The 26013-nt window shown below is 59.8% G+C and carries 22 protein-coding genes; 8 read left to right on the top strand and 14 right to left on the bottom strand.

Annotation, left to right across the window (positions count from 1 at the left end; translation table 11 throughout):
- Positions 1–8: 8 nt before the first annotated feature.
- The 6 genes from BMY68_RS07190 to BMY68_RS07165 form a co-directional block, all read right to left on the bottom strand.
- Positions 9–1001, bottom strand: a complete 993-nt coding sequence (locus BMY68_RS07190; protein ID WP_085530840.1) for a LacI family DNA-binding transcriptional regulator — start codon at positions 999–1001, stop codon at positions 9–11.
- Positions 1002–1077: 76 nt separating this feature from the next.
- Positions 1078–2580 carry a glycoside hydrolase family 32 protein gene (locus BMY68_RS07185; protein WP_085530841.1) on the bottom strand — a complete coding sequence of 501 codons (1503 nt, stop codon included), beginning with the start codon at positions 2578–2580 and terminating at the stop codon, positions 1078–1080.
- Positions 2577–3722 carry an ABC transporter ATP-binding protein gene (ugpC, locus tag BMY68_RS07180; RefSeq protein WP_085530842.1) on the bottom strand — a complete coding sequence of 382 codons (1146 nt, stop codon included), beginning with the start codon at positions 3720–3722 and terminating at the stop codon, positions 2577–2579. Before ugpC ends, BMY68_RS07185 begins: the two co-directional genes overlap by 4 nt.
- A gap of 27 nt (positions 3723–3749) precedes the next feature.
- Positions 3750–4592, bottom strand: a complete 843-nt coding sequence (locus BMY68_RS07175; RefSeq protein WP_085530843.1) for a carbohydrate ABC transporter permease — start codon at positions 4590–4592, stop codon at positions 3750–3752.
- The gene (locus BMY68_RS07170; protein ID WP_085530844.1) at positions 4589–5551 is read right to left on the bottom strand and encodes a carbohydrate ABC transporter permease; all 963 of its coding nucleotides are present in this window, start codon (positions 5549–5551) and stop codon (positions 4589–4591) included. Before BMY68_RS07170 ends, BMY68_RS07175 begins: the two co-directional genes overlap by 4 nt.
- 21 nt (positions 5552–5572) lie before the next feature.
- Positions 5573–6847 (bottom strand): ABC transporter substrate-binding protein, encoded by a 1275-nt coding sequence (locus BMY68_RS07165; protein WP_062825892.1) that lies wholly within the window; start codon positions 6845–6847, stop codon positions 5573–5575.
- A gap of 166 nt (positions 6848–7013) precedes the next feature.
- On the opposite strand from BMY68_RS07165, the gene BMY68_RS07160 reads away from it, so the two are divergent.
- Complete coding sequence (locus BMY68_RS07160) at positions 7014–8579, top strand: carbohydrate porin (protein WP_085530845.1); 1566 nt, start codon at positions 7014–7016, stop codon at positions 8577–8579.
- 237 nt (positions 8580–8816) lie between these two features.
- On the opposite strand, the gene BMY68_RS07155 is transcribed toward BMY68_RS07160, so the two are convergent.
- The 4 genes from BMY68_RS07155 to BMY68_RS07140 form a co-directional block, all read right to left on the bottom strand.
- A complete protein-coding gene (locus tag BMY68_RS07155) occupies positions 8817–9086 on the bottom strand; it encodes a hypothetical protein (RefSeq protein WP_239694071.1) in 270 nt (89 codons plus the stop codon).
- A gap of 378 nt (positions 9087–9464) precedes the next feature.
- Complete coding sequence (locus BMY68_RS07150) at positions 9465–10055, bottom strand: hypothetical protein (protein WP_037004713.1); 591 nt, start codon at positions 10053–10055, stop codon at positions 9465–9467.
- 268 nt (positions 10056–10323) lie between these two features.
- A complete protein-coding gene (locus tag BMY68_RS07145) occupies positions 10324–13413 on the bottom strand; it encodes an efflux RND transporter permease subunit (protein ID WP_085530846.1) in 3090 nt (1029 codons plus the stop codon).
- The gene (locus BMY68_RS07140; protein WP_085530847.1) at positions 13410–14519 is read right to left on the bottom strand and encodes an efflux RND transporter periplasmic adaptor subunit; all 1110 of its coding nucleotides are present in this window, start codon (positions 14517–14519) and stop codon (positions 13410–13412) included. The genes BMY68_RS07145 and BMY68_RS07140 overlap by 4 nt, the downstream gene beginning before the upstream one ends.
- A 219-nt stretch (positions 14520–14738) precedes the next feature.
- Between BMY68_RS07140 and BMY68_RS07135 the strand changes: the two genes are divergently transcribed.
- Complete coding sequence (locus tag BMY68_RS07135) at positions 14739–16199, top strand: efflux transporter outer membrane subunit (protein ID WP_085530848.1); 1461 nt, start codon at positions 14739–14741, stop codon at positions 16197–16199.
- A gap of 155 nt (positions 16200–16354) precedes the next feature.
- A complete protein-coding gene (locus BMY68_RS07130; protein ID WP_085530849.1) occupies positions 16355–17140 on the top strand; it encodes an SDR family NAD(P)-dependent oxidoreductase in 786 nt (261 codons plus the stop codon).
- 100 nt (positions 17141–17240) lie between these two features.
- Here BMY68_RS07130 and BMY68_RS07125 read toward each other — a convergent pair whose 3' ends face one another.
- From BMY68_RS07125 to BMY68_RS07110, 4 genes are all read right to left on the bottom strand, one after another.
- Positions 17241–18512: an OmpP1/FadL family transporter gene (locus tag BMY68_RS07125; protein ID WP_062825885.1), complete on the bottom strand. Its 1272-nt coding sequence runs from the start codon at positions 18510–18512 to the stop codon at positions 17241–17243.
- Between the two features lie 195 nt (positions 18513–18707).
- Positions 18708–19328 (bottom strand): TetR/AcrR family transcriptional regulator, encoded by a 621-nt coding sequence (locus BMY68_RS07120; RefSeq protein WP_009043871.1) that lies wholly within the window; start codon positions 19326–19328, stop codon positions 18708–18710.
- Between the two features lie 169 nt (positions 19329–19497).
- Complete coding sequence (locus BMY68_RS07115) at positions 19498–20091, bottom strand: NADPH-dependent F420 reductase (protein ID WP_239694085.1); 594 nt, start codon at positions 20089–20091, stop codon at positions 19498–19500.
- 16 nt (positions 20092–20107) lie between these two features.
- Positions 20108–20860 (bottom strand): 3-oxoacyl-ACP reductase family protein, encoded by a 753-nt coding sequence (locus BMY68_RS07110; protein WP_085530851.1) that lies wholly within the window; start codon positions 20858–20860, stop codon positions 20108–20110.
- 110 nt (positions 20861–20970) lie between these two features.
- Between BMY68_RS07110 and BMY68_RS07105 the strand changes: the two genes are divergently transcribed.
- From BMY68_RS07105 to BMY68_RS07090, 5 genes are all read left to right on the top strand, one after another.
- On the top strand, positions 20971–21897 hold the full coding sequence (locus BMY68_RS07105) for a LysR family transcriptional regulator (protein WP_085530852.1): 927 nt from the start codon (positions 20971–20973) through the stop codon (positions 21895–21897).
- Positions 21898–22134: 237 nt separating this feature from the next.
- Complete coding sequence (locus BMY68_RS07100; protein WP_009043867.1) at positions 22135–22857, top strand: SDR family oxidoreductase; 723 nt, start codon at positions 22135–22137, stop codon at positions 22855–22857.
- Positions 22858–23045: 188 nt separating this feature from the next.
- A complete protein-coding gene (locus BMY68_RS29825) occupies positions 23046–23210 on the top strand; it encodes a hypothetical protein (RefSeq protein WP_155736182.1) in 165 nt (54 codons plus the stop codon).
- Positions 23211–23282: 72 nt separating this feature from the next.
- Positions 23283–23750: a (2Fe-2S)-binding protein gene (locus tag BMY68_RS07095; protein ID WP_085530853.1), complete on the top strand. Its 468-nt coding sequence runs from the start codon at positions 23283–23285 to the stop codon at positions 23748–23750.
- Positions 23750–25999, top strand: coding sequence for a xanthine dehydrogenase family protein molybdopterin-binding subunit (locus BMY68_RS07090; RefSeq protein ID WP_085530854.1), 2250 nt, complete (start codon positions 23750–23752; stop codon positions 25997–25999). The genes BMY68_RS07095 and BMY68_RS07090 overlap by 1 nt, the downstream gene beginning before the upstream one ends.
- The last annotated feature ends 14 nt before the right edge of the window (positions 26000–26013 follow it).

Genomic DNA, 26013 nt, shown 5'->3' with positions numbered 1-26013 from the left:
ACTAATTCTTATAGTGATGCCCTGACCACCAACGGACAATCAACTGGCTGGGCTCCCGATACCTCGAGGGCCTGGATCAGGTGCCGGGCAGCATTGCGACCGATCTCGTAATACGGCAGTTGCACGGTGGTCAGCGGCGGGATGAACAGTTCGGCGATGCCGATCATGTTGTCATAGCCGAGCACAGCGACATCGGCGGGAATCTTCAGGCCACGGCCCAACAACAGCTGATAGGCACAAAAGGCAATACGGTCATTGCCACAGATCAGAATGTCGAATTGGGGGCGACCTTCGATGATATGCCGGTCGAGGATGGCTGCGGTTTCCCCATAGGCGTCATGATCGGAAAGGTCGTATTGCAGGAGTGCGCCAGGCGCCAGGCCGAATTCCTGACAGGCACGTTGCAGGCCTTTTTGTCGCAAGCCCCAGGCCAGGCTCTGTTTTGGCAGATTGATGCACAGCGGGCGCCGATAGCCTTGGCTTAACGCGTGATGTACGGCTCGATACTGCCCCTTTTCGTCGTCTGGCACATAACTCACCAGGTGACTGTCATCGGTCAGGCAATTGGCGAGCACCAGGGGTTTGCTCTTCAACCGCTCGGGAATGCACACCTGGCGAAACCCCATGGCGCTGAAGATCAAGCCGTCGGGACGGTGCGACAGCATCAGGTCGATGTTCTGGTCAGTGGGCGGGTTGTTTAGCAGGTTGAGGATAAAGACATTCCAGCCGGCTTGCTGCGCGGTTTGTTCGATGGACAGCAGCAGCTCGACCGCGAATGGTGTGGTCGCAGTGTCCAGCGCGAACACACCGATGGTTCGCGACTGGAGGTTGTCGCCGCGCATCTTGCGCGCTGACAGGCTCGGTACGAATTGCAGTTCATCAATGGCGCGACGCACCCGCAGAAGGGTTTCGGCGCTCAGTTTTTCCGGAGTGTTGAGCGCTCGAGAAACCGTCATCAGGGACACGCCGGCCAGCTGTGCAACGTCTTTCACTGAAGTCATGTGAGGCGAAATCGGTCAGGTTGACGCCGAATCATGACACATGGCCCGGACTTCTCGCGACCCGAATGACGGTGCCTCATAGCCATCCAGAACCGAGAGACCACGCTTTGGGAATCGAGACACGCCCGCCACTCCCGCTAGCCAGAAGCTTCACGCCCAGACTGTCGGGCCGCGGATAGAGGCGACTGCTGAGGCTGAAGCGCCCGTTTTCGTCGAATACCTCGATGGAGGAGCGATCGAGGAACACGCGCAGTTCAAGTCGCACTTGTGTCGGGTCTATCGATACGCTGCGCTGGCCTGTGACTTGCGCACCCGAGCGGCTGCGGTCAAGCACCAGGCGATGCAGTGATGCATCGTAGTAGAGCAGGGTTTCTTCACGGCCATCGTCGCTGCAGCGCAAGGCAATTCCCAGGTGGCCGTCGGTGCAGCCGAGCAAGTCCAGATGCACATGGATTTCGAGCATATCGCCTTTCACGTCCGGCACCCACCGGGACCCCGTCTCATCCCACCAGGGCGTATTCGGCAATGGCGCCTTGCGTAGGGCGGTGAGCTCCCGTGCCGGATACACGCAAAGGCGATCGGCGCACAGTTCAAGTTCGCGCGGTAAACCGAGCATGCCGCACCAGTGATGGTCCTGGCTCGGCATCGGGCTTTCCCACATGTCGAGCCACGCCCACACAAGGCGCCGACCATCAGCGGCCAGTAGTGTTTGCGCAGCATAGAAATCATGGCCGTTATCCAGCTCGATAAAAGGCCCTCCCGTGAAGTGCCATTGGCTATCGAGTCGGCCCACTCGATAACCCGTCTGGTACTTGTTGAGGCGCTCGTAACCTTCGGCTTGCATGCCTTGGGGCGAGTACAGCAGTACATCGCGTCCATTCAGTCGAAACAGATCCGGGCACTCCCACATATAGCCATCGCCCTCGCTACCGCCGGACACAGAGTCAAGGAACTCCCAGACGTGCAGATCCGTGGAGCGGTACAACGGCAGCAGCGGCACATCGCCCAGACGTGCGCCGGCAATCAGGTACCAATAGTCATCCTCCTGCCATACCTTGGGGTCGCGGAAGTGCATGATGGTGTTGTACGGTGCGGTGTCGATGACGGCGCCATGTTTGACGAAATGGATGCCATCGCTACTGGTTGCCAGGCACTGGACTTGACGGATGAAGCGCTCGTCACCCACTTCCCCCAGCCAGGTGTGCCCGGTGTAGATCAGGGCCAGGGTATCGCCACACACCACGGCGCTACCGGAAAAACAACCGTCACGGTCGAAGTCATCGCCGGGTGCCAGTGCAATGGGCAGGTGCTGCCAATGAACCAGATCGGCACTCTTGGCGTGGCCCCAATACATCGGGCCCCATTTCGCGTCGAAGGGGTAATGCTGATAGAACACGTGATATTCGCCACGAAAGTACACGACCCCGTTAGGGTCGTTCATCCAGCCTGCCGGCGGAGCAATATGATAGCCGGGGCGATAATCGTGGATGACGCGAGACACGCCGTCACTCAGTGCACGTTGCGCAAGGTCAAGGGAAGAAGACATCAGGTCGCTCATGGTATTCAAAGACAAAGTCATAGGGCGCGTGCTCGGACTGAGCGCAGAGAAATGTCATTCGGCAGGTTTTCAATGGCTTGTGGGTGGCGCTTCAAGGCCGTGCCGTCGGCGTCGAACAGGTGCAGGTGGTCGGTGTCCAGTTGCAGTTCGACCCGATCGCCTGCCTGCCATCCGGCGTTGACCTCGCAACGACAAATCAGAGGCTCGTCCTGACCTGTTTCGAGGTGCACATACGTTTCGCTGCCCAGGTACTCGACCCCCGTCACCACGATGCCGACGGTTTCTTCCGCCGCTTTGAGCGATACGTGCTCCGGGCGAATCCCCAGGCTCAGCAGCGTGCCCGCCGCCAGATCCGAGCTGTCGAAGGGCAGGGCGGTCATACCCAGAACGGGCGTATCGACCAGGCTGGTTTCGCCCGGAGCATGCAGGCGCGCCGGTAGAAAATTCATTCTGGGCGAACCGAGAAAACCGGCGACAAAGCGGCTGGCCGGGCGCTCATAGAGCTCGCGCGGTGAACCGACCTGCTCTACGCGACCGCCATTGAGCACGACAATTTTGTCGGCCAGGGTCATCGCTTCCACCTGATCATGGGTGACGTAGATCATGGTCGAGCCCAGTCGGTCATGCAGCCGGGCGATTTCGTTGCGCATCTGCACCCGCAAGGAAGCATCCAGGTTGGAGAGCGGCTCATCGAACAACAAAATGTCCGGTTCCCGCGCCATGGCTCTGCCCATCGCCACACGCTGACGCTGGCCGCCAGACAGTTCCTTTGGCTTGCGTTGCAGCAGGTTGTCCAATTGCAGGATCTGCGCAGTTTTCAGCACGCGCTCGCGCAGGCTGGTCTTTTCGGTCTTGGCCAGTTTGAGACCAAAGCTGATGTTGTCGTAGACGCTCATGTGCGGGTACAGCGCATAAGACTGAAACACCATGCCGACGCCACGTTCGCGCGGCTCCAGGTCGTTGACCCGTCGCCCGTCGATCAGCAGGTCGCCGGCGCAGATCGAATCCAGTCCGGCGATCAGTCGCAGCAGGGTCGACTTTCCGCAGCCCGAAGGGCCGACGAACACCACGAATTCACCCGCAGCGATCTCCAGGTTGATGTCGCGAAGAATCCGCACGCCGCCCAGTTGTTTGTTCACGTTGTCCAGTTTCAATTTGATCACGATGCTGTTCCTTGTATTTGTTGGGCATCAACCCTTTAACGCGCCGGCAGTGAGACCGGAAACGATTCGGCGCTGGAAGATCAGCACCAGAATCACCAGTGGGACGGTGACCAGCACCGAGGCGGCCATTAACAGCCCCCAAGGCAGCTCATGGGGGCTGCCGCCGGAAATCAAGGCAATGGCGACCGGCACCGTGCGTTGGGTGTCGGTGAGGGTGAAGGTCAGGGCAAACAGGAACTCGTTCCACGCTGCGATAAAGGCCAATAAACCGGTGGTGACCAGGGCGGGCCAGAGCAGGGGCAACAGCACTCGGGTCAGCGTGACCCAGGGCGAAGCGCCATCCATGATTGCCGCTTCTTCCAGTTCATGGGGCAGGTGGCCCATGAAGGTGGTCAGCACCCAGACGGTGAAGGGCAGGGTGAAAATCGTGTAGCTCAGGATCAATGCCCAGGACGTGTTGTACAGGCCCAGGGCGCGGATCACTTCGAACAGCCCCGACAGCACCGCGACCTGGGGAAACATCGACACGCCGAGAACCATCATCAATACCGTGCCACGCCCGCGGAATTTCACCCGGCCCAAGGCATAGGCAGCGGTCAGGCTGAGGAACAGCGCCAGCGTCACCACGCACAGCGCAACCACCAGCGAATTACCAATTGCCCGCAGGAATGAGGCTTGGTGAAGTACCGCCGCGTAATTGGAGAAGTCGGGGTTTTCGATCCAGTAGCTCACCTCGAACAAGGCGCTGGACGGCTTTAGCGAAGTCACGATGGCGTAGTAGAAAGGGAAGACCGCATACAGCAGCAAAACCCCGATCAGGCACCAGAATCCGAGGCGCAATAGCGCTTTTTTCAGTAGGCGCGGGCTCATGATCGAACCTCCATTTGACGGCGTCCGAGGTAGAGATAAAGCATGGCGATTACTGCAACGAGCAGAAACAGCAGCGTCGAGGCCGCGCTGCCGTAGCCAACATCCTGGAATTCCACCAGGTGCTGGCGGGCATACACCGACATGCTCATGGTGCTCGACGAGTTCGAGGTCAGCACATAAATCACGTCGAATACCCGCAGCGAGTCGAGGATGCGAAAGATCGCCGCCACCAGCAATGCAGGCATCAACAGGGGAAGCGTGACGCGCCAGAACACGTTCAGCGGATGAATGCCATCGACCCTGGCGGCTTCGTAGCAATCGCTCGGCAACATCTGCAAGGCCGCCAGCATCAGCAGCGTGACAAAAGGGACGGTCTTCCACACGTCGACGATGATCACTGCCCACATCGACAGATCCGCATCTGCCGTCCAGGCCAGAGGAGCGTCAATCAGGCCGAGGCTCAGCATCAGGTGATTGATGATGCCGAACTGGTCGTTCAGCATCCATGACCATATCTTCGCCGAGACAATGGTCGGAATCGCCCAGGGAATCAGAATCAACGCACGCACCAGGGAACGGCCGGTGAACTTGATGTTCAACAGCAACGCCACCAACAGCCCAAGGACGATTTCCAGTCCTACCGACACCACAGTGAAATACAACGTGTTGCGCACAGCGTTCCACCATTGTGGATCGACCAGGATGCCCGACCAGTTGGAACCGTCGTGGAACAGATAATTGCTCAAGCCTACGAAGGAACCGCCACTGGTGTCCGCCAGGTTGGCGTCGGTCAGGCTGAACCAGAATGTGCGCAGTAGCGGCCAGGCCGCCACCAGGGTCAGACACAGCAACATCGGTGTCAGAAACAGCCAGGCGGCGCGTACTCGGCGACGCTGTATGGGCGTTTCCCTGGTGAGCAGGCGCTCGTCACAGGAGGCATGGGTAGTAGAGACAGACATGGTGATTTCCTTCCTTGTGGCTTACCAGTTCCGACGTTTGATGCGTGTGAGTTCGCTTTCCAGTTCGGCCAGCGCCTGATCGACAGACAACTCGCCCGCCAGCACGCCATGCACTCGATCGAAGAACGCATTGGAGACCCGTGGATATCGATCGGCAGTGATAGAGGCGGGGCGCATGACCCCATCGTTGAGGATGCTGTGCAGCTGAGCGTAATAAGGCATGGCCGCGAGCAATTCGGGATCCTGATACAGCGACTCGATAACCGGGTTATAGGCGCCTATCAGGGCACGATGTTTTTGCTGTTGGGCACTGGTCAGGTAGCTCACCAGCTCTGCGGCCAGTTTTGGATGGGCGCTGTAGCGCGATACCGCCAGGCCCCAGCCTCCGAGGGTGGATGCATGGCTGCCGGCCTCGCCGCCGCGGGGCAGGGGGGCGACCCCGACCTTGTCTTTTACGGCACTGTCCTGGCTTTGCACCAGGGCCCAGACGTAAGGCCAGTTACGCATGAACAGCGCATTGCCCGATTGGAATACCCCACGTCCTTCTTCCTCGGTGTAATTGAGTACGCCACGCGGGGAGATGTCTCCCACCCAGCTTTTCGCCAGGGCCAAAGCCGCTTTTGAGGCCTGACTGTTGACCACGATGTCGCCTCGTGGATTGACCAGTCCGCCTTCCGGTTGGCTGCTGATCCACTCCAGCGCATTACACGTCAGCCCCTCGTAGGCGCGCCCCTGAAAGATGTAACCCCACGCATTGGGATTTCCGGCAGTGCGCTCGGCCTGTTGAACATCCCTGGCGGTAGCGGTCATTTCCTCCCACGTTTGGGGAACCTGCTTGTTGTACTTCTCGAGCAAGTCTTTGCGGTAATACAGCAGGCCCGAGTCGGTGAACCACGGCATCGTCACCAGCCGTCCGTTTACCGTGGCGTTATCGACCTGTGCCTGGAAGTAGCCTTGGGTCGCGTTGGCTGGAAGCACCTCACGCAGATCCATCAGGTGTTTGGCCAGCATTCCCGGCCACACCATATCGATCTGAATGATGTCGATGTCAGTGGACTGCGAGCTGAGGATCTGCTGGTAGAACGACAACCGCTCGGTCGCCGAGTTAGGCGTGGAAACCACCTCGACGTTGTTGCCGGTCTGCTTCGACCATGTCTCGACGGCCTCCTTGCACAGTTGTAACTCCGCACCCACCGCACCGCACGAGATCGTCAGATCGGCTGCGTTGGAGACGGATGCAAGTCCGGCACAGAGGGTGATTACCGCGGTTGGCAGGAGAGATTTCAGCTGTTTCATTGAGCACCTTTATTTTTGTTTTTAGAAAAGTTAACGTTAACATCGCCAAATGTAGCAGCGTATTTGCGATGAGGCATCCCTTTTTTCGTCGATTGCGACAACTCGCAACTCACGTAAAAAAGGCTCCGTCGCGGGACAAACAATAAAAACAAAACAGGGATTCCACATGCAGAAAGCAACAAGCTGGCTACTTGCAGGCGTGCTCGGCACATCGGCGACGACGTCTCAGGCCGCGACTCTGGAAGAACGCATGGCCGCGTTTGAAGCCCGTGCCAGCGCAGCGGAAAAGCGTGCAGCCGCAGCCGAACAGCAGACCCAGGCACTTGCCAGGGAATTGCAGCAAATCAAACTCGCCGCTCCCGCCTTGCAGCCCGCTGCGTCTACTGCCGCAGCCATTTCGGTGCCTGCTTTGGACACCCGATTAGCAAAACTCGAAGCCCGCCAGCAAAGCATGGAAAAGCAGGGCAGCAGCGGCCACCTCACGGACGGCTTCAGCTTCAAGGGTTATGCCCGTTCCGGATTGCTGATCAACGATGGGCTGGGGGGTGGTCGTGGCGGCCCTTATGCAACCCCAGCCGGTTCAGTCGGTGGTGCAGTCGGGCGACTCGGCAACGAAGACGACACCTACATGCGCATAGACCTGTCGAAAGAAACCTATGCGCAGAATGGCACCCGTTCCAAATTCACGGTGTCCATCGCCGATGGTGTGGAAAGCTCCAATGACTGGACGGCCGACGAGAGCAACCTGAACGTGCGTCAGGTCTTTGCCGAACTCGATCATCTCGCCGCCTTCAAAGGCAACTCAGTGTTCGAGAACTCCACCTTGTGGGCAGGCAAACGATTCGACAGGGATAACTTCGATATCCATTGGCTGGACTCCGACGTGGTCTATCTGGCCGGCACCGGAGGTGGTATCTACGATGTGCAGATGAACAAGAACTGGCGCTCGAATTACTCTTTGATCGGGCGTAACTACGGGGATTTCAGTGAGGGCGGTATCAACGCCGATGTGGAAAGCTACATCCTGACCTCGAACCAGTTCTTCGACGGTGGTCAGTGGCAGTGGATGTTCAACGCCATTGGCTCAAAGAAAAATGATATTGGCACTCGCAGCAATGAAGCAGGGCTGACGCCTGCGGACTCCGGCTTGCACAGCATGATCGCCAATCATCAGAAAAACTTTTTCGGCAGGGAAGGCTTCTTCAAGACGGCGCTGCTCTACGGGCAAGGACTGGGGGCAGAGGTCAAGAATGTCGGCTCGGATGGTGAGCTGATTGACGATGCCCGCGCTCTGCGTCTGGCACTTTACGGCGAGACTCCCATTGCGCCTGGTTGGCGCATCGGCCCAAGTTTGTTGGCCGAACAAAGCAAGGATAGATACGTCAAGGGTGACAATTACCGCTGGATGACCCTGAACATGCGTTTGGCCAATGCAATCAACAGCAATTTCGAGATGGCCTACGAAATGAGCTGGCAAACCATGGATCTCGACCCCAAGGGCTACCTGCAGCGCAATGCGGTCGACGGTAACTTCTGGAAATTCACAGTCGCACCGACATTCAAGCCTGACGTTGGAGATCTTCTCACACGTCCCGAATTGCGAGTGTTCGCAAGCTTCATGAATTGGTCTTCGGATCTGGACAGATACAGTTCCACAGACAACTTCGGCAAGACGGACTTCAACGCCGGAGGAGTGTGGCAATACGGGATACAAATGGAAACCTGGTTTTAATACTTGAACGCGTCCGGCCAACCGCCTTCAGCGTAGCTGCCGGCGGTTGTTGCAAATAGAGATGTCGGTTGACGAGGAAATGAGGCCGATCTGTTTTTTGATCCAGATCTGATGCCCGAAGGATGGAGCAACCAAACAGAACATACATGATTTAACATAATATACATTATGCGAATCATAATATGCAGGACTGGGGGGCTCTGGTGTTCAGATTTGAAGCCAGGCCCAGGCCTCGATTCACTCTGCCGCAGCTTGTGCCTGCACCTCAACGATGTAATCCAGGACGAACGGATCCTGAGAACCTTGCGCCTTGTAATAGCCAACCACATTGGCCAGCGTCCACCGCAGCAACCTCATCAGCACCGGGTCGGAAAATTTCCAGCTGTCCGACTCATACGGATACCGGCTGTTGGTGAACACGTCGCGGTATCTCTCGAAGGAATCTTCCTGGCTGTCCAGGGACAAGCTGCTACGAATCGCTTCGGGCATCGCATGGAACAGCGTCAACAGATCGTGCTTATCCGCCGTTTTACGGCTGGTTTTGCCTGCGCGTCCAGAACCTCAGAAGCTTTCAGGTAATTATGAGCGCTTTGAAGCATCCAGCTTGGAAAATGACCCATTGCATACTCCTTTGAATGGCCACCGCAGATGGCTAGGAGCCCTTACACAGCGGTTGGGAAATCGTCGGCTGTCTCATAAGCGGTCAGTGGTAATTATTGACGGGCCTGGTGCGTGGCTTGCGTGGTGAGCGCGCACCAGAGCCTAAAGATCGAGCCGGAGAATACCAAACTCAAGAAATTGCTGGCCGAGGCCCACCTGCACATCGAAGTACTGAAGGTGGGCTTTGGGTAACCGCAGGCCAAGTCGCCAAGATGGTCAAGTAGCCTACCGACAGAGCTCTTTATATTGATTCACGTTGGAAACTGCAGAGCTTAGTGCTGTTGTTTTGTATTGATAGTAGCGGATTGCATCTGCCTGAGCGGGTCCAACATTACCGAAATATTCTTCCCAGGCGTTACTCTTAGTTAGCAAGTCAGAGAGCATGGTGCTTAGGTCGTTTGCCGTCCAAACTGTCTTGTAGCCTTTAATCTCGCCAGGGGCTGGATTGATATGTTTGACATACTTATCCACCGAGTAGCCATACTCGTCGCCCTTTTTATGCTCGTAAGCCATAAAGACCGTATACACTGTCCCGACTGACTGCTTGTACCAAGGGATAACGACAAAGTGATGAACCGCTGACCCCGTAATAAGAAAGTGCCAAACAGCTGTCTGCGAGTGATCACCACGAAATAAAAGTGCCTGTTCGATTTGGTACTTCATGCTCGCATTATTTTCAATGACATCATTTCCAACATCATCTTGCACCTTCCCGTAAACAGCGCAGCTCATTTGAGCTGGCACACCAGGACAATTCTTCAATTCCATGAGTGTTGGGTTGTTGTTTATAGCTCTAATCAGATCTTCCCCTGTCATGTCTCTTGGCTCCTGCCCGGGTATTTAACACGTATTTGGAAATAATTAAGATCACTGTCCTTGGTGAATATAGCTTTGATCCGCCCTTTATCAAATTCATCCAGTGGGTGAAGAAAGATGTCAATGGTGATCCGTGCCATGCCACTTTTCTAAAACTAGCTGCTGCACCACCCTCCCCTTATCAATGCTGGCGTTGCCTTGCGGTCGGGCCACGCTCGAAACCACGAGAGGACGGCGATGGCGTCCTCTCTTCTAGCGGGTTCGCCTGCTACATCAGTTCCGCTGTTTCGGCTTGCCTCTGCTTGACAGGAATGATCTTGAACCAGATGGAGTACATCGCCGGCAGGAACACCAGCGTCATGATGGTGCCGACAAATGTACCGCCGATCAGTGTGTAGGCCAGGGTCCCCCAGAAGACGGAGTGCGTCAGAGGGATGAACGCCAGGATGGCTGCCAACGCTGTCAGCAATACCGGGCGGGCACGCTGCACCGTGGCTTCGATCACTGCGTGGAGCGGATCCAGTCCTTCTTGTGCGTTGTGATGGATTTGCCCGATCAGAATCAGCGTATTACGCATCAGGATGCCTGAAAGTGCGATCAGGCCGACCAGGGCGTTGATTCCGAACGGTTGCTGGAAGATCAGCAATGTCGGCACCACGCCAATCAATCCCAGCGGCGCGGTGAGAAACACCATGATCATCGCCGAGACCGAGCGTACCTGCAGGATGATGATCAGCAGCGTGACAGCAATCATGATAGGGAGCAGCGGCAAGATCGCCTGGCCAGCCTTGCCCGACTCCTCGATGGCCCCCGCCTGCTCGATACGATACCCGGCAGGCAAGGTGTCGATGACCGGCTGCAGCTCCTTCATGATCACGCTCGAGACGTCCGGTGGCTGCAAGCCTTCGGCAATGTCGCCGCGCACGGTAATGGTCGGGGTGCGGTCACGACGCCGAAGGATCGGATCCTCCATGCGCACATCCACCTCTCCAACCTGGGACAGAGGGATACGCTGACCCGCCGCTCCCACCAATGTGAAGCCTTCAATCCGGGCGGGGTCGAGCCGGATGTCACCCGCGGCGCGCCCCACCACCTGCACTGAACGAATATCTTCACGAACCGCCGTGATCGGCACCCCGGCCAGCAGGAACTGCAACTGCTGGGCGACTGCATTGGATGTCAGGCCAACCGCCTGCAAACGATCCTGATCCAGGCTGAAATGCAGCGTCGGCGTCAGTGGTCCCCAGTCGCGGTTGACCGTCCTCATCATCGGGCTCGCTTGCATGACCTCTTGTACCCGGCCGGCAATCTCGCGCAGCTTCATCGGGTCAGGCCCCATTACCCTGTAGGCCACGGGGAATGGCGAATACGGACCAAACACCAACTGCGTAACCCTGACCCGCGCTTGCGGGGCAAGCCCTTCAGCAATGGCCTCGCGCAGACGGAACTTGAGGGCCTCGCGCGCCTCCTGGCTGTCCGTCAACACCACGATCTTGGCGAACGAGGGATCGGGGAGCTCCGGCGCCATCGCCAGGTAGAAGCGCGGCGCGCCTTGCCCGATATAGGCCGTGACAATTTTTGCTTCATCCTGCTTGTGCAGCCAGGCCTCGACCTTTGCGGCAGTGGCACTGGTCTGCTCGATGGAGGTTCCATAGGGCATTTGCACTTCGACCAGCACCTCGGGACGGTCCGAGGTGGGGAAGAACTGTTTCTTGACCAGGCTCATACCGAGAATTGCCACGACAAAGGTCACGATAACCGTGCCGGCCACCAGCCATTTGCGGGCGATGACCCGCGTCAGAATCCGGCGAAAGCGATTGTAATTAGGGGTGTCGTAGATGGCCGCATGGCCACCTTCGACCGGCTTGATGTCTGGCAACATTTTCACCCCCAGATAGGGGGTAAAGGCCACCGCGACCACCCAGGAGGCGATCAGGGCGATGCCCACGATCCAGAACATGTTGCTGGTGTACTCGCCGGCGGTGGACTGGGCGAAGCCGTTGGGCAAAAAGCCAATGGCGGTCACCAGCGTACCGGAGAGCATCGGCGCGGCCGTATGACTCCAGGCATACGCGGAAGCTTTGATGCGGTCATAGCCCTCCTCCATTTTCACCACCATCATCTCGATGGCAATGATGGCGTCATCCACCAGCAGGCCAAGCGCCAGAATCAGCGACCCGAGGGTAATACGGTCAAAGTTCTTGCCCGTGGCCGCCATCACCACAAACACCACGGCCAGGGTCAACGGCACAGCGGCGGCCACCACAATACCTACATGCCAGCCCATGCTGAGAAAGCAGACAAGCATCACAACCAACAGGGCGACGAAGAACTTGACCATGAACTCGTCGACGGCCGAGCTGATGTTCACAGACTGATCGGTGACCTTGCTCAGCGTCATGCCCAGCGGCATGCCTTCATTGATTTTGCTCGTCTCGGCGTCCAGCGCCTTGCCCAGGTCCAGGCCGTTCCAGCCGTCTCGCATCACGACGCCCAACAACAGAGCCTCTTCTCCGTTATTACGCACAAGGAAAGTTGCTGGATCTTCATAGCCCCGTTCGACAGTTGCCACGTCAGAGAGTTTGAGCGTGCGCCCCTGGACCACAATCGGAGTGTCACGAATCTTCTGCACCTTATCGAAGGCGCCGTCGAGACGAAGGAAGACCTGCGGCCCGTCGGTTTCAATCGAGCCGGCAGGCGTGAGCGCGTTCTGATTGTTCAGCGCGGCAAAAATATCCTGGGCAGAGACGCCCAGCGTGGCCAGCCGATCATGGGAGAAGGAGACAAAGATGCGTTCGGCCTGCTCGCCGATAATGTTGACCTTCTTCACGCCTGGCACGTGCAGCAGGCGCTGGCGCAACGACTCGGTATCACGCACCAACAGCCGCTGCGGCTCGCCTTTGGCTTTCAAGGCGAAAAGCGCAAATGTCACGTCTGAGAACTCATCGTTGACCATCGGACCAATGACACCCGCCGGTAGCTTGATGGCCTCGTCGTCGAGCTTTTTACGCGCCTGATAGAACTCTTCCTGCACTTGCGAGGGCGGCGTGCTGTCAAGCAACGACACCATCGTGAACGCGAGACCTGGACGCGTGTAGGTTTCCGTGCGGTCGTACCATTTCAGTTCCTGCAGGCGTTTTTCCAGGGGCTCTGCGATCTGGTCCTGCATCTCCTGCGCCGTGGCGCCCGGCCACGCGGTAATGACCGTCAGCTGCTTGACCGTAAACGGCGGATCTTCCGCCCGCCCCAGCTTGAAGAACGCCAGGGTGCCAGCAACAGCGATCAGGAAGATCAGGAATACCGTGATCGAACGTTCGCGAACGGCGATCGCCGAGAGATTGAAGCGCCCCTGGCTCATGGATGGCTCCCGGCAACGTTGACGTCACCCTGTTGAGCCAGTCTCACCTCCTCCCCCTCGCGCAGTAGATGCGCGCCCAAGGCCACAATCCGCTCGCCGGCCTTGAGATCGCCGGCAACTTGCGCTGCGTCATCGCTCAAGCCCAGGACCCGGACAGGTCGCCAGGCCACCTTCGCCGGTGTACCAGCAATGACCCACACGCCAGTGCCTTGGCCCGGGTCATGAATGGCGGCGATCGGCACTTGCAGCACCTGTCCATTGGCGCTGCCCTCGGCGATCCGCAGGGTGACGGTCGAACCCAACGGCGCATTGGCCAGCGCGCCCTCAAGCACATACCGCGCCTCGAAGGTGCGTGTCATCCGGTCGGCCGAGTCTGAAAGCAACCTCAGCTTCGCTGTAACAGCCTCCGTGGTGTTGCCATACAGCGTCGCCTGCGCGGTGGATCCCGCTGCCGGGCGTAGCGTCTCGGGCAGGTGCACGATGGCTTCGCGCTGCCCTGCCCGCGCCAGTCGCACCACGGGCTGCCCCGGGCTGACGACTTGCCCGGGCTCGGCCAGCGTCTCCACCACCACGCCATCGGAATCGGCAAACAGCACCGCATAACCAGAAGCATTGCGGGCTACATCAGCCTGCGCTTCGGCGGCGCTGAGCTGCGCCTTTGCGGTATCGGCTGCGGCTTTGACCTGGTCATAGGCCGATGCAGAAATAGCCCCCGCGGCGACCAGGTCGCGATAGCGCGCCTCGTCATCGGCTGTCTGCTTGGCTCGGGCCCGAGCGGCGATGACCGACTCTTGCTGCGCTCGCGCCTGCAATCCCAGGTCGATTGGGTCGAGACGCATGAGCGGTTGACCCCGCTTGACGGTCTGGCCCGTGTCGACCAAGCGCTCAAGTATCTTGCCCGATACCCGAAAACCCAGGTCGCCCTGGACGCGGGCCGCCACGACGCCAGTGAAAGAGCGTGAAACACCGGACGCCCCCTGCACCGCAGAGGACCTCACCTGAGGGGCCTGCGTGCGTGGATCTTCAACGGTGGATGAGTCGCCACACGCCGTCAGGAATAGAGGCAACAGGCAAGCGGCAATGGGGACAGGTCGGAGCCGGCGCATAGGTTCCCTTACTTGAACAATAGGACATGCAGCACATTCTCAGTATTGTGACCATATCTGTCAATGGTCACACTCTGTGACGTCTCAGAACTATCCAGGCTTATGGGAAAATCGCCGTATTTATTGAGCAAACTTTATAATCTGATCAAAGCGTGCTGATTGACAGGATGTGACCATAACGTAATATGGTCACAAATATCCTCGATTTAAGGAGCCTCAATGCCTCCCCTCCGCCCCATTGCTCTTTGGGTAAGCGCCAGCTTGATGGCGGGCTGCGCAGTCGGTCCGGACTATCAACGTCCGCACCCTCCTCTTCTGGACCGTTACCTGGGCCAGTCTGCCGTCGAGCAGAGGCCTGTGGCGACGCCGGCCAGTCTTGTGGCCTGGTGGGAAGGTTTTGGTGATCCCGTGCTAGCCGACTTCGTCTCCAAGGCGCTTGAACAGAACCTGGATCTGGCACAGGCGTCGGCGCGAGTCACGCAGGCTCGGGCAGGATTGGGTGCCGCAAATGCCGCCTTGCTGCCCTCGGGGAACATCAGTGGCCAGGCCGCGCGTTCCTACCAATCGATCGAGACCCCGCTCGGCCAGGTGTTGAACTCAACGCCCGGCTATGATCGGTATGGAAACTCCTACGAGGTTAACCTCGGTGCGGGCTGGGAAGTCGATGTCTTTGGCGGCCTGCGGCGCGGACGCGAAGCCGCACTCGCCGAGTACCAGGCTTCCGAGGCGGGCGCCGCCGCCACACGACTGGCCGTCGCCGCGCAGACCGCCGATATCTACATCACCCTCCGCGGATTGCAGGCCCGGCTGGACATTGCCAACCGCCAAGTCAAAACGCAGCAGGGGCTGCTAGAGAAAGTCCGCTTGCTTTACGGCAAGGGCCTCGCTGCCAACTATCAGGTTCAGCAGACCGAGGGCGCGCTATCGCAGGTCCAGGCGACCGTGCCGGTCCTGCAGACCGGACTGGATGCTGCCATGAATGCACTGGATGTCATGCTCGGTACACCGCCCGGCACTCATCGCGCGCAACTGGCCAATGCAGGGAGCATTCCTCTTGCACCGCAGATCAAGGCCATGGGGACGCCGGCCGATCTGCTACGCCGCAGGCCCGATCTCATCGTCGCCGAGCGCCAGCTTGCGGCTTCCAACGCGCGCATCGGGGTGGCGATTGCCGAGTACTACCCGAAATTCTCCCTCAGCGCATTGCTGGGTAGCGCCACGGTGGTATCCGGCGGCAATCTTTTCACCGGCGGCGCCAATCAGTCGGCGGGCGTGTTGGGCCTGCGCTGGAGACTGTTCGACTTTGGCCGCATAAACGCTCAAATCGATCAAGCCAAGGGCCAGGAAGCGCAAGCACTGGCCGCTTACCGCCAGTCCGTACTGCGCGCCACCGAAGATGTCGAGAATGCCTTTTCCGCCCTGGTGAATCGGGAAGTCCAGGCAACCACCCTGACCGAAGGCGAAGCCTCCCTGACGCAGGCTCGCCAATCGTCGTTCATCGCCTACCAGAAAGGCACGGCCAGCCTGATCGATGTCCTGCACGCCGACGAAACGATGCTGCAGGCTTCCGATGCCCGAGCGCAGGCGCGAACGGAATCGGCACGGGCGGCGGTCGCGGCGTTCAAGGCCCTCGGTGGTGGCTGGCAACCTCCTGACACCCGGTCCGTGGCGACTCGATGACTTGACCAGGCGACGTGGCGCTTTATGCGCACACGCGACTACCCGTTCGAGAGCGGGCTTCGCGTGACCGGCTGGCGAGCATTGATCTGCGTCGTTCTGCTTGCGCGGCGGTCAGCTGCCCAAACGATTCCATAAACCAACCAGAGAACAGCGATATGAAAGCGAGCGAGAATTCCTGGGTGCTCATCACCGGTGCCTCAAGCGGATTTGGCGAGGAGTTTGCCCGGCAATACGCAGCACAAGGGAAATCACTGGTCCTGGTGGCGCGCAGGCTGAGCAGGCTCGAAGCGCTATCGATAGAGTTGCGCGAACGTTTCGGCGTTGAGGTCATCGTCGAGCAAGTAGACCTGTCCTCGATCCCGGCGGTTATCGATCTGCACAAGCGGCTAAGCGAACGCAACATCGTGATCGATGTGCTGATCAACAACGCGGGTCATGGGTTGCAGGGCCCCTTCCTGGAACAGCCCCTGGACAACTCCCTGGCCATGATCGATCTGGATATCGCCAGCTTGACGGCCCTGACACGCCTCGTCGCGGCAGACATGCGAACCCGGCAACGTGGCCACATCCTGATGGTCGCCAGCCTGCTGTCTTTTCAGGGCGTGAAGAATTTCGCTGTTTACTCTGCGGCGAAGGCTTATGTGCTTCGCTTCTCCGACGCGCTTCATCGTGAACTCAAAAGCGCTGGCGTCGTCGTGACCGCCCTTTGTCCTGGGATGTCGGACACCGGCTTTGCACAAAGCGCCAAGCAGAAAATCACGCCGGCCTTGAAAAGCGTCATGATGCAGCCCGAGCCCGTTGTACGTGCAGGAATCCGTGCGCTGCAAGCCGGACGTATGAGTGTCGTGCCAGGTTTTGGCAACAAGGCTATCACCGTCTTGACCTGGGCCACGCCACGCCGATTTCATCAGGAGCTCATGTCACGCGTCATGGGCGTGTGAGTGGCGACGACGCGGCTTCCCCCGAGAAAAATATGCATTAAAAGGCCGGGAGGTAACCTGCACTCCCGGCCGACACCTTATCGTAGAACGACGCCCTATCTTAGAAACGATAGCTGACGGAAGTGCCGAGCCCGCTCGCGCTGTTCTTGTACTTGGCACTGTATGCGCCCCGGGTCGCGGAGGTACCGTTGACCTGCACGCTCTCCTCCCACAGATAGGAATAAGCGACATCGATCGTGACATTGTCCGCCGGAGTCCAGCCAGCCCCGAAGCTGATAACCGTCCGGTCGCCCGTTGGAATACGGGGTCCACGATGGGTGTTGTTGGCGGGCGACTGGTCGACTGACAAGCCGGCACGAAGTACCCAGCGATCGTTCAGCTTGTACGCCGTACCGATAGCGTGGGCCCACGTATCGTGCCAGTCCTGTTCTTCGGTAACCGTGCCCAGCGAGCCGCTCAATAAAGGAGGCAAGCCCGTGTTCTCGATGGTTAATTCCTTGAAGCGACTCCAGCGGGTCCAGGTGCTCCCCAGATAGAGCGTCCAGTCATTACTGAGCTGATGAGTTACCGAGAAGTCCACCGACTCCGGCGTATCCACATCCAGCGAAGCGTCATAGCTGCGGCCGCTCACCCCCAACACGCTAAAGATGCCGTCGGTGACCTTGGTCTTGGCATCCAGGTGGTAACTGACCTTGGAATGGTAGGTCAATCCGAGGCGAGTTCGATCGGTAGCCTGTACCAGAATGCCGGCGTTGAAACCCAGGGCCGTATCGTCGCCATTGCTTTTGAGTTTTCCGTCGTTGCGCCCAGGACTGAGTGGATTGGGCACCATCCCGGACAACTCGCCGCTGATACGGTTGATGGTGGGACCGAACCCGATCGAAACGGTGTCGTTAAAGGCATAGCTGATGGTGGGCTGGAAGGTGAATGTCGTGACCTCGCTTTTGTTAGCGTAGTAACGCCCCGCAAAGCCGCTGCCATAATCGGTCATCAGGCCGAAAGGCACATAAAACCCGACACCGAATGCCCAGTGCTCATCAATGGGTTTGACGTAGTAGCCCATAGGTACCGTAGTCGTGGGTACCATGTCGCCGTCTTCCTGGCCTGCGAATGTACTGCGGGTCTGGCTGATGTCGGACTTCGCGAAAAGCGTCGCCGCCCCTACGCTGACCTGTTCTCTTTTCAAGCGTGACATGCCCGCCGGATTACCGAACACCGTGCTCGCATCTTCAGCGGAGGAGGAACGACCGGCAAATCCAGAGCCCATCCCGCTGATGCTCTGTTCATTGAGAGCGAAGCCGCTCGCAGACACATAAGAAGACGCGAGCGCAACAGCGAGCCCAAGCGGGCTCATGAGCAATATTTTTTTCATTATTAGAACTCTAGGGTTATCACCGGGATAAAACAGCAGAAGCAACGGACGCATACTTATCCATGTGACTATTTCAGTCAATAGTCACATAACAGATAAATAAATGCCCTTCGACGGTTGGAGGAAGGGCAAAGTGAAAAGCCGCTTGGGCAATACCTCGCCCAGAGCAGCAGGCGTTCGAGCGTTAGCCGAAGATCAAGGCATGAGGCTGCGCAAGATGAGATTGGAGGTGAGCGTGGGCGCCTCTTCGACAAAATCGAGGTTGTACTGCAGCAGTAGAGGATTGACGAATGGCCGCAGAGCAAGATGTATCGCGTCTACCGTCTCGTCCAGGGGAGTCTTGCGTTCAAACTCACCGACCTCTCGCCCTTCACGCACAATCTGCAAAATGAATTGCTTGATCTGTGCTTCATAAACTTGCGAACTGGACCAGCGCTCCGACACAGAAAACGCTGCGATGTCATAGAGTTTCCGATCGTTGAAGAACAGGTTCACACCTGTGGCGATCACCGTTTTGACCAGGCGCCGAAAGCGCTCCGTTGCCGAAAGGGTCTCTCCATTGATGGCCTGTTCAACAGCCGCAACGATTTCTGCCAGGCAATTTGTGCAGATGGCTTCACCGATCGCCTGCTTGGAATCAAAAAACTTGTAGATATAGGCTTTGGAAAAACCGATGGCTTTCGCCAGGTCGGAGACCGTGGTTTTGCCATAGCCGTACTGACTGAAGTGCTCGTTGGCCGCCGCGACAATCTGGTTTCGAATGTCGTGATCGGCTGGGCCACGGGCGCTGGGCGGAGATATCGATGGCTGATTCATGGGAACAGCTTACTCACCCTATAGCGGACTGACAACTTGTGACCGATAAGATATCCAGTCACAAAACCATCGTTCCGAACGCCTTTCCAGGGCAACTGGAAAAACTCCGGCCGAACCTGCTCTCAATACAGTCCTCATAAAGTGAAGCCGGTATTCACCGGCCTCGTCGTCAGTCATGTTTGACCAGATTGAGCGCCGGCAAAGGCCCTCCGGGAAATTGCGCGAGTTGCCCTTGTTGCAAGTCGCCCAAGTCGATGCCATGGAACCCCAGTTGCTGGATCAGCTCGCTGACCTGCCGCTTGGCGTGTGCATGCTCTCCGGAGACAAACAACACGCGCTTGCCCCCTTCGGCGTTCGGGTTGGCCAGCAGATTCGGCGATAGATGGTTGAAGGCCTTGACCACATGGGCGCCGGGTAGCATTTGCGCCACGACCTGGGTGGAAGGTTGGCCTCCCAGGTCAAAGGGCTTGAACAGCGGCGCTTCAATCGGGTTGTTGGTATCCACCACAATCCTTCCTTCCCAGGGGCCCAGCCCGGCCAGTGCCGATGGAATCTTCGACCAGTTCACCGCCAGGAACACCAGGTCTGCGGTAGCCGCTTGCTCGGCGGTAACGGCTTGAGCCTTGGGCCCCAGTTCGGCGATCAGCGATGTGAGGCTGTCAGGGCCACGGCTGTTGGCGATGCTGACGTCCAGGCCGGCCTTCGTCAGTAACCTGGCGATCGCGCTGCCTAGGGCGCCTGCTCCAATGATGCTGATATTCATGCTCATGTCTGTCTCCTCAGGCGGTGAAGCCGCCGTCAATCATCAATTCGGCACCGGTGACGAAACCGGCTTCGGGGCTGGCCAGATAGGCCACTGCGCTGGCGATGTCCTGGCCTTCCCCGTAGCGTCCCACAGCGATATTGGGACGCACGAAGTCCGCCACCGGCCCCTCGGCGGGGTTCATGTCGCTGTCGGTCGGCCCGGGGTGGACGGTATTCACGGTGATGCCGCGGGGCCCCAGGTCTCGCACCAGGCCGCGGCTGAAGCCCGCCACGGCGCCCTTGGTCAGGGTATAGGCGGAGGCGGTGGCGAAAGCCGCGTATTGCACCATGGAGCTGCCGATATGAATGATTCGCCCCCCCTGCCCCATGTGCTTGAGCGCCTCCTGGGTGGCCACGAAAACACCGGTGACATTCACCGCGAGGATGCGCTGGAAGTCCTCGAAAGCGATGTCTTCCGGAGCACCGAGCACACTGATGCCAGCGTTGTTGACCAGGATATCGACCTTGCCGAATAACGTGGCGACCTGCTGGACCGCGGCGCGTACAGCCTCGGGATCTCCAGCGTCGGCCGCCAGCGAAATAGCTCGACCGCCGGCAGCGGTGATCGTCTCGACCAGGGCCGCGGCACGATCAGGCGAGGCGTTGTAGGTAATGGCGACAGCAGCGCCGTCCGCGGCCAGGCGTTGGGCAATGGCTGCTCCGATACTGCGCGAGCCGCCGGTGACGATGGCGATCTTGCCAGAGAGAGGAAGCGTGACAGGGTTCATGGTGTGAGCCTCGAGTGGTGGTGGGTGAGGCTATGAAACGCTTTTCTTTTTCCATCAAGTAGTAGGGAGTGACTAGAATCACTTTCAACGTTTGCTTGAAGGTATCGATCATGGAAACCCTGGCCAATCTGCAATCTTTCGTTCGCAGCGCAGAGGCAGGCAGTTTCTCTGCCGCCGCGCGGCGCCTGGGTATCACGCCGGCCGCGGTGAGCAGGAATGTCGCCCAACTGGAAGCCAACCTGGGGGTACGCCTGTTTCAACGCAGTACTCGCCGACTGGCCTTGACCGAGGCTGGGGAGCGTTTTCTGGCAAACGTCGAGAGTGGGCTGGAGACTGTCCAGGCGGCGATTGCCGACGTAACCAGCAATGCCGGAGAACCGGCTGGAGTGCTGCGTATTTCCGCGGCGCCCGCTTTTGGCCGCGACTACCTGCTGCCGTTGATGCCGCAGTTCATGAAGCGATATCCGGCGGTGGTTCCCGAGTGGCACTTCGACAATCGCCAGGTGGAGCTGATCGCCGATGGATTTGACGTCGCCATCGGCGGCGGCATCGAGCTTTCGCCCGGGGTGATCGCCCGGGATCTGTCACCGGCGCATTTGGTGCTCGTGGCATCGCCGGACTGTCTGTCCAGGCACCCTCTTGTACGTCGTCCCGAGCAGTTGAATGACCTTGAGCATCTGGCCATGCGCTCGCTACAAAGCGGCAAGGTCCGCGGCTGGACATTGCAAGGCCCCAAGGAACAGCGTGCGGCACTGGAGTTGCGCCCACGGTTGCTGGTCAACGACCCACAAGCACTTTGCCAGAGCGCGCTCATGGGGCTGGGCGTCGCGCTACTGGCGATTCCCGATGTGCTTGAGCATCTGCAAAGTGGCGCCCTTGAACGGGTACTGCCGGACTGGTATGTCGACGCGGGGCCCATCTCGCTGTACTTCGCCGGGCAGAAACTGCTGCCGGCCAAGACGCGGGTCTTCGTAGACCTGCTGGTGAGTCATGCCCGCGAGCAGCAATGGGCGAAACGCTTTGATGCGCGAGGCTAACGACGTCGCAAAGCCAGACTCAAGCCTCGCCAGCGCACGGCATTATTGCCTTCAAGGTCCAAATGAATTCCATTGGCGGTGGTTTATCGTCAAGGCACACATCAATAGAGTGTCCGGACATTAACTCGGGCGACTGAAACAACACGCCTCTGACACTGCCCAGGTCGATTGCGCGACACATCCTGGCGATGCCCCCTCCCCCGATCCCGGATGTTGCCGGGTGTTTGGAGTACTGCAATGAAAACACGTACCTTCCTTATCACCGGTGCCAGCAAAGGCATCGGGCGCGCACTCGCGGCCCAGTTGTTCCAAGCAGGCCACCAGGTGGTCGGCATCGCTCGCGACAGCAACGATCCACACTTTCCCGGCACCCTCATTTCCCTCGATCTGGGCAATCGAGAACAAACCGAAAGAACGCTGGCGGCGCTCGTTTCACGTTATGACTTCGATGGCTTGATCAATAACGTTGGCCTGGTGCGCCCGCAGGCATTGGGCGATATACATCTGGATGACTTTGACGAGGTCATGCGAATCAACCTGCATAGCGCCTTGCAGGCAACGCAAGCATTGCTGCCGGGCATGCGCAATCGAGGCTGGGGAAGGATCGTCAACATTTCCAGCTTGACCATTCTGGGGATCGCGCACCGTACCGCCTATGCCGCGGCAAAAGCCGCACTGGTCAGTTTCACGCGGTCCTGGGCACTGGAATTGGCAACCACCGGGATCACCGTCAACGCCATTGCTCCAGGCCCCACGGAAACCGAGTTGTTCCGCGCCGGGAATCCGCCCGGCAGCGACGGCGAAGCTCGTTATCTGGCGAGCGTTCCCATGGGCAGGCTCGGTCAGCCGGATGAAATCGCGGCGGCCATCGCCTTTCTGTTATCGGAGCAGAGCGGTTTTATCACTGGCCAGACATTGTTTGTCGATGGCGGAGCGTCCATCGGTAAATCGACGTTCTAACGACAACACCTGCGGCTCAACACCTTTTTCAAGCAATTGCCCAGATCTGGTTACAGTGTTCGAGCCGCCCTCCTCCGCATTATTGCGCATTCCTCTGGAATACTTGCCTGATCCTCTGAGCTTGCCGGGTATCGGATAGGAAACCCTTGGCCCCTGGGCTAGAGTCCGATCACTAGGAGCCAGCCGCCATGACCCAAGCCCGCGCCGGCCAGGCATCGCCCCTGGCACACACCCTCGACACCTCCTCGCATTTTCTCTCGCTGGACCTTCCGGCCTACTCCGACGTGCTCGCGGCCAGCCCGGCGCACGGGGCAGCGGATTGGCGTATCCGCCCCTTTACCCGCGTTTCTTGAGCAAGGACGCGCCTGGTGGCGCCTCCTGAAGAAAAAACAAAGACACACCAACCGATGATCAGCAGGTGAGCCATGGAACTACGAATCAACCAGAAGACCTATCAGGTCGATGCCGACGCCGACACGCCGTTGCTGTGGGTGATCCGCGATGACCTGGGCCTGACCGGCACCAAGTACGGCTGCGGCCTGGCCCAGTGCGGCGCTTGTTCGGTGCTGGTGGACGGCAATGTGGTGCGCGCCTGCGTCACCCCGGTGGCAGGTGTGGTCGGCCGCGAGGTCACCACCATCGAAGCGATCGAGGCGGACGAAGTCGGCAAGCGCGTGGTCGCCGCCTGGGTCGAGCACCAGGTGGCCCAGTGCGGCTACTGCCAGTCCGGGCAGGTCATGGCGGCCACCGCGCTGCTCAAGCACAGCCCCGCGCCCAGCGATGCGCAGATCGAAGCGGCGATGGTCAACCTGTGCCGCTGCGGCACCTACAACGCCATCCATGCCGCCGTGCATGACCTGGCCGCCCAGCCTGCCAAGAAGGAAAGCGCCTGATGAACAAGCCCATCGATTTCGCTGAAGACCTCCTGGACCTGCCGCTGGACGAACCGGTCAACCTGTCCCGCCGGCGCTTTCTGACCGGCGCCGCCGTCGGCGCGCTGGTGCTCGGTTTCGGCCTGCCGCTGGGTTCGGCCAGGGTCCTGGCCGCCACGGCGAGCACCGCGGAACGCGGGACCCAGGTGCCGGCGTTCCTGGAGATTCGCCCGGATGGCAGCGTGCGCCTGCTCAGCCCCTTCATGGAAGGCGGACAAGGCACCCACACCGCCATGGCGCAGATCGTCGGTGAAGAGCTGGACGCCGACCCCGCCACCTTCGTGGTCGAGGCCGCGCCGCCTGGCGAAGCCTACGTGGTCATGGAGAACGGCATGCGCATCACCGGCGGCAGCATGTCGGTACGCATGAGCTACCCGACCATGCGCCGCCTGGGCGCCCTGGCGCGGGCCATGCTGCTGCAGGCCGGCGCCGAGCAGCTCGGCGTACCGCTGGCCGAGCTGTCCACCGAGCCTGGCCGGGTGCTGCATGCCGCTTCCGGCCGCTCCCTGGGTTACGGTGAATTGGCCGGTCGCGCCCTGGACATGCCGGTGCCCGACCCGGCCAGCATCACCCTGCGCGACCCGAGCCAGTTCCGCTGGATCGGCAAACCGGTGCGGCGCGTCGATGCCTACGAGAAATCCACCGGCAAGGCGCTGTACAGCATCGACCTGAAGGTCGACGGCATGCTCCACGCCGCCGTGCAGCATGCGCCGCGCCTGGGCATGACGGTGGGCAGCCTGCGCAACGAGGCCCAGGTCAAGGCCATGAAAGGCGTGCACTCCGTTCACCAACTGCCCGGCGCGGTGGCCGTGGTCGCCGAACGCTGGTGGCACGCCAAGCGCGCGGTGGAAGCCATCCAGGTCGACTGGCAGGAAGCGTCCGCCGACTCGAAGGTACGGCCAATGCCCGCTGACTTTTCCAGCGATGGGTTCCGCGATTTTCTCGCCGCCCAGCAAGGTCCGGCCCGTGACGACGAAAACGAAGGCGACGTGGCCGCCGCCCTGGTCAGTGCCAAGACCCGGGTCGAGGCCACCTACCACAATCAGTACCTCAACCACGCCCAGCTGGAGCCGCCTTCGGCCCTGGCGCGCTTCAATCCCGACGGTTCGCTGGAGGTCTGGCTGCCCAACCAGGCGCCGGACATGTTCCGTGCCGACATCGCCAGGCGCACCGGTCTCGATCCCTCGCGGATCACCCTGCACTCGCCGCTGCTGGGTGGCTTTTTCGGCCGGCATTTCCTCTATGACTCGGCCAGTCCCTACCCGCAGGCCATCGCCCTGGCCAAGGCCGTCGGCCGCCCGGTCAAGCTGATCTGGAGCCGCGAGGAAGAGTTCCTGCGTGATGTGCTGCGCCCGGTCGCCGTGGTCAAGTTCCAGGCCGCGCTGGATGCCCAGGGGCTGCCGGTGGCCATCGAAGCGGTGAGCGCCACCGAAGGCCCCACCGAGGCCATCGCCGGCAAACAGGGCGAGAAACTCGACCCCACCGCCCTCGAAGGTTTGTCGGGCAAGTCCTACGCCATTGCCAACAAGCGCATCGCACAGATCTACGTCAAGGGGCCGGCCATGCTCGGCTACTGGCGCTCGGTGGGCAATTCGCTCAACGACTTCTTCTACGAAGCCTTCCTCGACGAACTGGCGGACAAAGGCGGTCGCGACCCGTACGAGCTACGCCAGCACCTGCTGCGCGACAACCCGCGCCTGACCACGTTGCTGCAGGCGGTGGGCGAACTGTCCGGCGGCTGGAAGCGCGGCCCGTTCACCGCCGAGGACGGCACTCGCCGCGCCCGCGGCGTGGCCATGGCCTCGCCGTTCGGCTCGCACACGGCGGTGATCGCCGAGGTGTCGATCGAAAATGGCCAGGTCAAGGTCCACGACATCTGGCAGGCCATCGACCCGGGCAGCATCGTCAACCCGGCGATCGTCGAGGCCCAGGTCAATGGCGCCGTGGCCCTGGGGTTGTCCCAGACATTGGTGGAAGAAGCGGTGTACGTGGACGGCAAGCCCCGGGCGCGCAACTACGACCTGTACCCGATCCTGCCGCCTTCACGCATGGCGCGGGTGCATGTACGGATTGTCGAGAGTGGCGAAAAGATGGGCGGCGTCGGCGAGCCCCCGCTGCCCGCGGTGGCGCCGGCGGTGGCCAACGCGGTGGCGCGGCTGACCGGCCAGCGCATCCGTAGCCTGCCATTGAGCCGATACACTTTCAGCTGACCGACAAGGACTGC

The organism is Pseudomonas sp. NFACC41-3 (assembly GCF_900109505.1).
GTDB classification, from domain to species: domain Bacteria; phylum Pseudomonadota; class Gammaproteobacteria; order Pseudomonadales; family Pseudomonadaceae; genus Aquipseudomonas; species Aquipseudomonas chlororaphis.
The sequence above is the reverse complement of the archived record's forward strand: the minus strand, read 5'-3'. Positions and strand labels throughout refer to the sequence as shown.

What these genes read in the sequence shown, in the direction of transcription:
- BMY68_RS07145 (WP_085530846.1), bottom strand. Translation starts at nt 13,413, where the DNA reads ATGAGCCAGGGGCGCTTCAATCTCTCGGCGATCGCCGTTCGCGAACGT.
- BMY68_RS07095 (WP_085530853.1), top strand. Translation starts at nt 23,283, where the DNA reads ATGGAACTACGAATCAACCAGAAGACCTATCAGGTCGATGCCGACGCC.
- BMY68_RS07150 (WP_037004713.1), bottom strand. Translation starts at nt 10,055, where the DNA reads ATGACAGGGGAAGATCTGATTAGAGCTATAAACAACAACCCAACACTC.
- BMY68_RS07190 (WP_085530840.1), bottom strand. Translation starts at nt 1,001, where the DNA reads ATGACTTCAGTGAAAGACGTTGCACAGCTGGCCGGCGTGTCCCTGATG.
- BMY68_RS07120 (WP_009043871.1), bottom strand. Translation starts at nt 19,328, where the DNA reads ATGAATCAGCCATCGATATCTCCGCCCAGCGCCCGTGGCCCAGCCGAT.
- BMY68_RS07110 (WP_085530851.1), bottom strand. Translation starts at nt 20,860, where the DNA reads ATGAACCCTGTCACGCTTCCTCTCTCTGGCAAGATCGCCATCGTCACC.
- BMY68_RS07125 (WP_062825885.1), bottom strand. Translation starts at nt 18,512, where the DNA reads ATGAAAAAAATATTGCTCATGAGCCCGCTTGGGCTCGCTGTTGCGCTC.
- BMY68_RS07100 (WP_009043867.1), top strand. Translation starts at nt 22,135, where the DNA reads ATGAAAACACGTACCTTCCTTATCACCGGTGCCAGCAAAGGCATCGGG.
- BMY68_RS07115 (WP_239694085.1), bottom strand. Translation starts at nt 20,091, where the DNA reads ATGAATATCAGCATCATTGGAGCAGGCGCCCTAGGCAGCGCGATCGCC.
- BMY68_RS07140 (WP_085530847.1), bottom strand. Translation starts at nt 14,519, where the DNA reads ATGCGCCGGCTCCGACCTGTCCCCATTGCCGCTTGCCTGTTGCCTCTA.
- BMY68_RS29825 (WP_155736182.1), top strand. Translation starts at nt 23,046, where the DNA reads ATGACCCAAGCCCGCGCCGGCCAGGCATCGCCCCTGGCACACACCCTC.
- BMY68_RS07090 (WP_085530854.1), top strand. Translation starts at nt 23,750, where the DNA reads ATGAACAAGCCCATCGATTTCGCTGAAGACCTCCTGGACCTGCCGCTG.
- BMY68_RS07105 (WP_085530852.1), top strand. Translation starts at nt 20,971, where the DNA reads ATGGAAACCCTGGCCAATCTGCAATCTTTCGTTCGCAGCGCAGAGGCA.
- BMY68_RS07165 (WP_062825892.1), bottom strand. Translation starts at nt 6,847, where the DNA reads ATGAAACAGCTGAAATCTCTCCTGCCAACCGCGGTAATCACCCTCTGT.
- BMY68_RS07185 (WP_085530841.1), bottom strand. Translation starts at nt 2,580, where the DNA reads ATGACTTTGTCTTTGAATACCATGAGCGACCTGATGTCTTCTTCCCTT.
- BMY68_RS07130 (WP_085530849.1), top strand. Translation starts at nt 16,355, where the DNA reads ATGAAAGCGAGCGAGAATTCCTGGGTGCTCATCACCGGTGCCTCAAGC.
- BMY68_RS07175 (WP_085530843.1), bottom strand. Translation starts at nt 4,592, where the DNA reads ATGAGCCCGCGCCTACTGAAAAAAGCGCTATTGCGCCTCGGATTCTGG.
- BMY68_RS07170 (WP_085530844.1), bottom strand. Translation starts at nt 5,551, where the DNA reads ATGTCTGTCTCTACTACCCATGCCTCCTGTGACGAGCGCCTGCTCACC.
- BMY68_RS07160 (WP_085530845.1), top strand. Translation starts at nt 7,014, where the DNA reads ATGCAGAAAGCAACAAGCTGGCTACTTGCAGGCGTGCTCGGCACATCG.
- BMY68_RS07135 (WP_085530848.1), top strand. Translation starts at nt 14,739, where the DNA reads ATGCCTCCCCTCCGCCCCATTGCTCTTTGGGTAAGCGCCAGCTTGATG.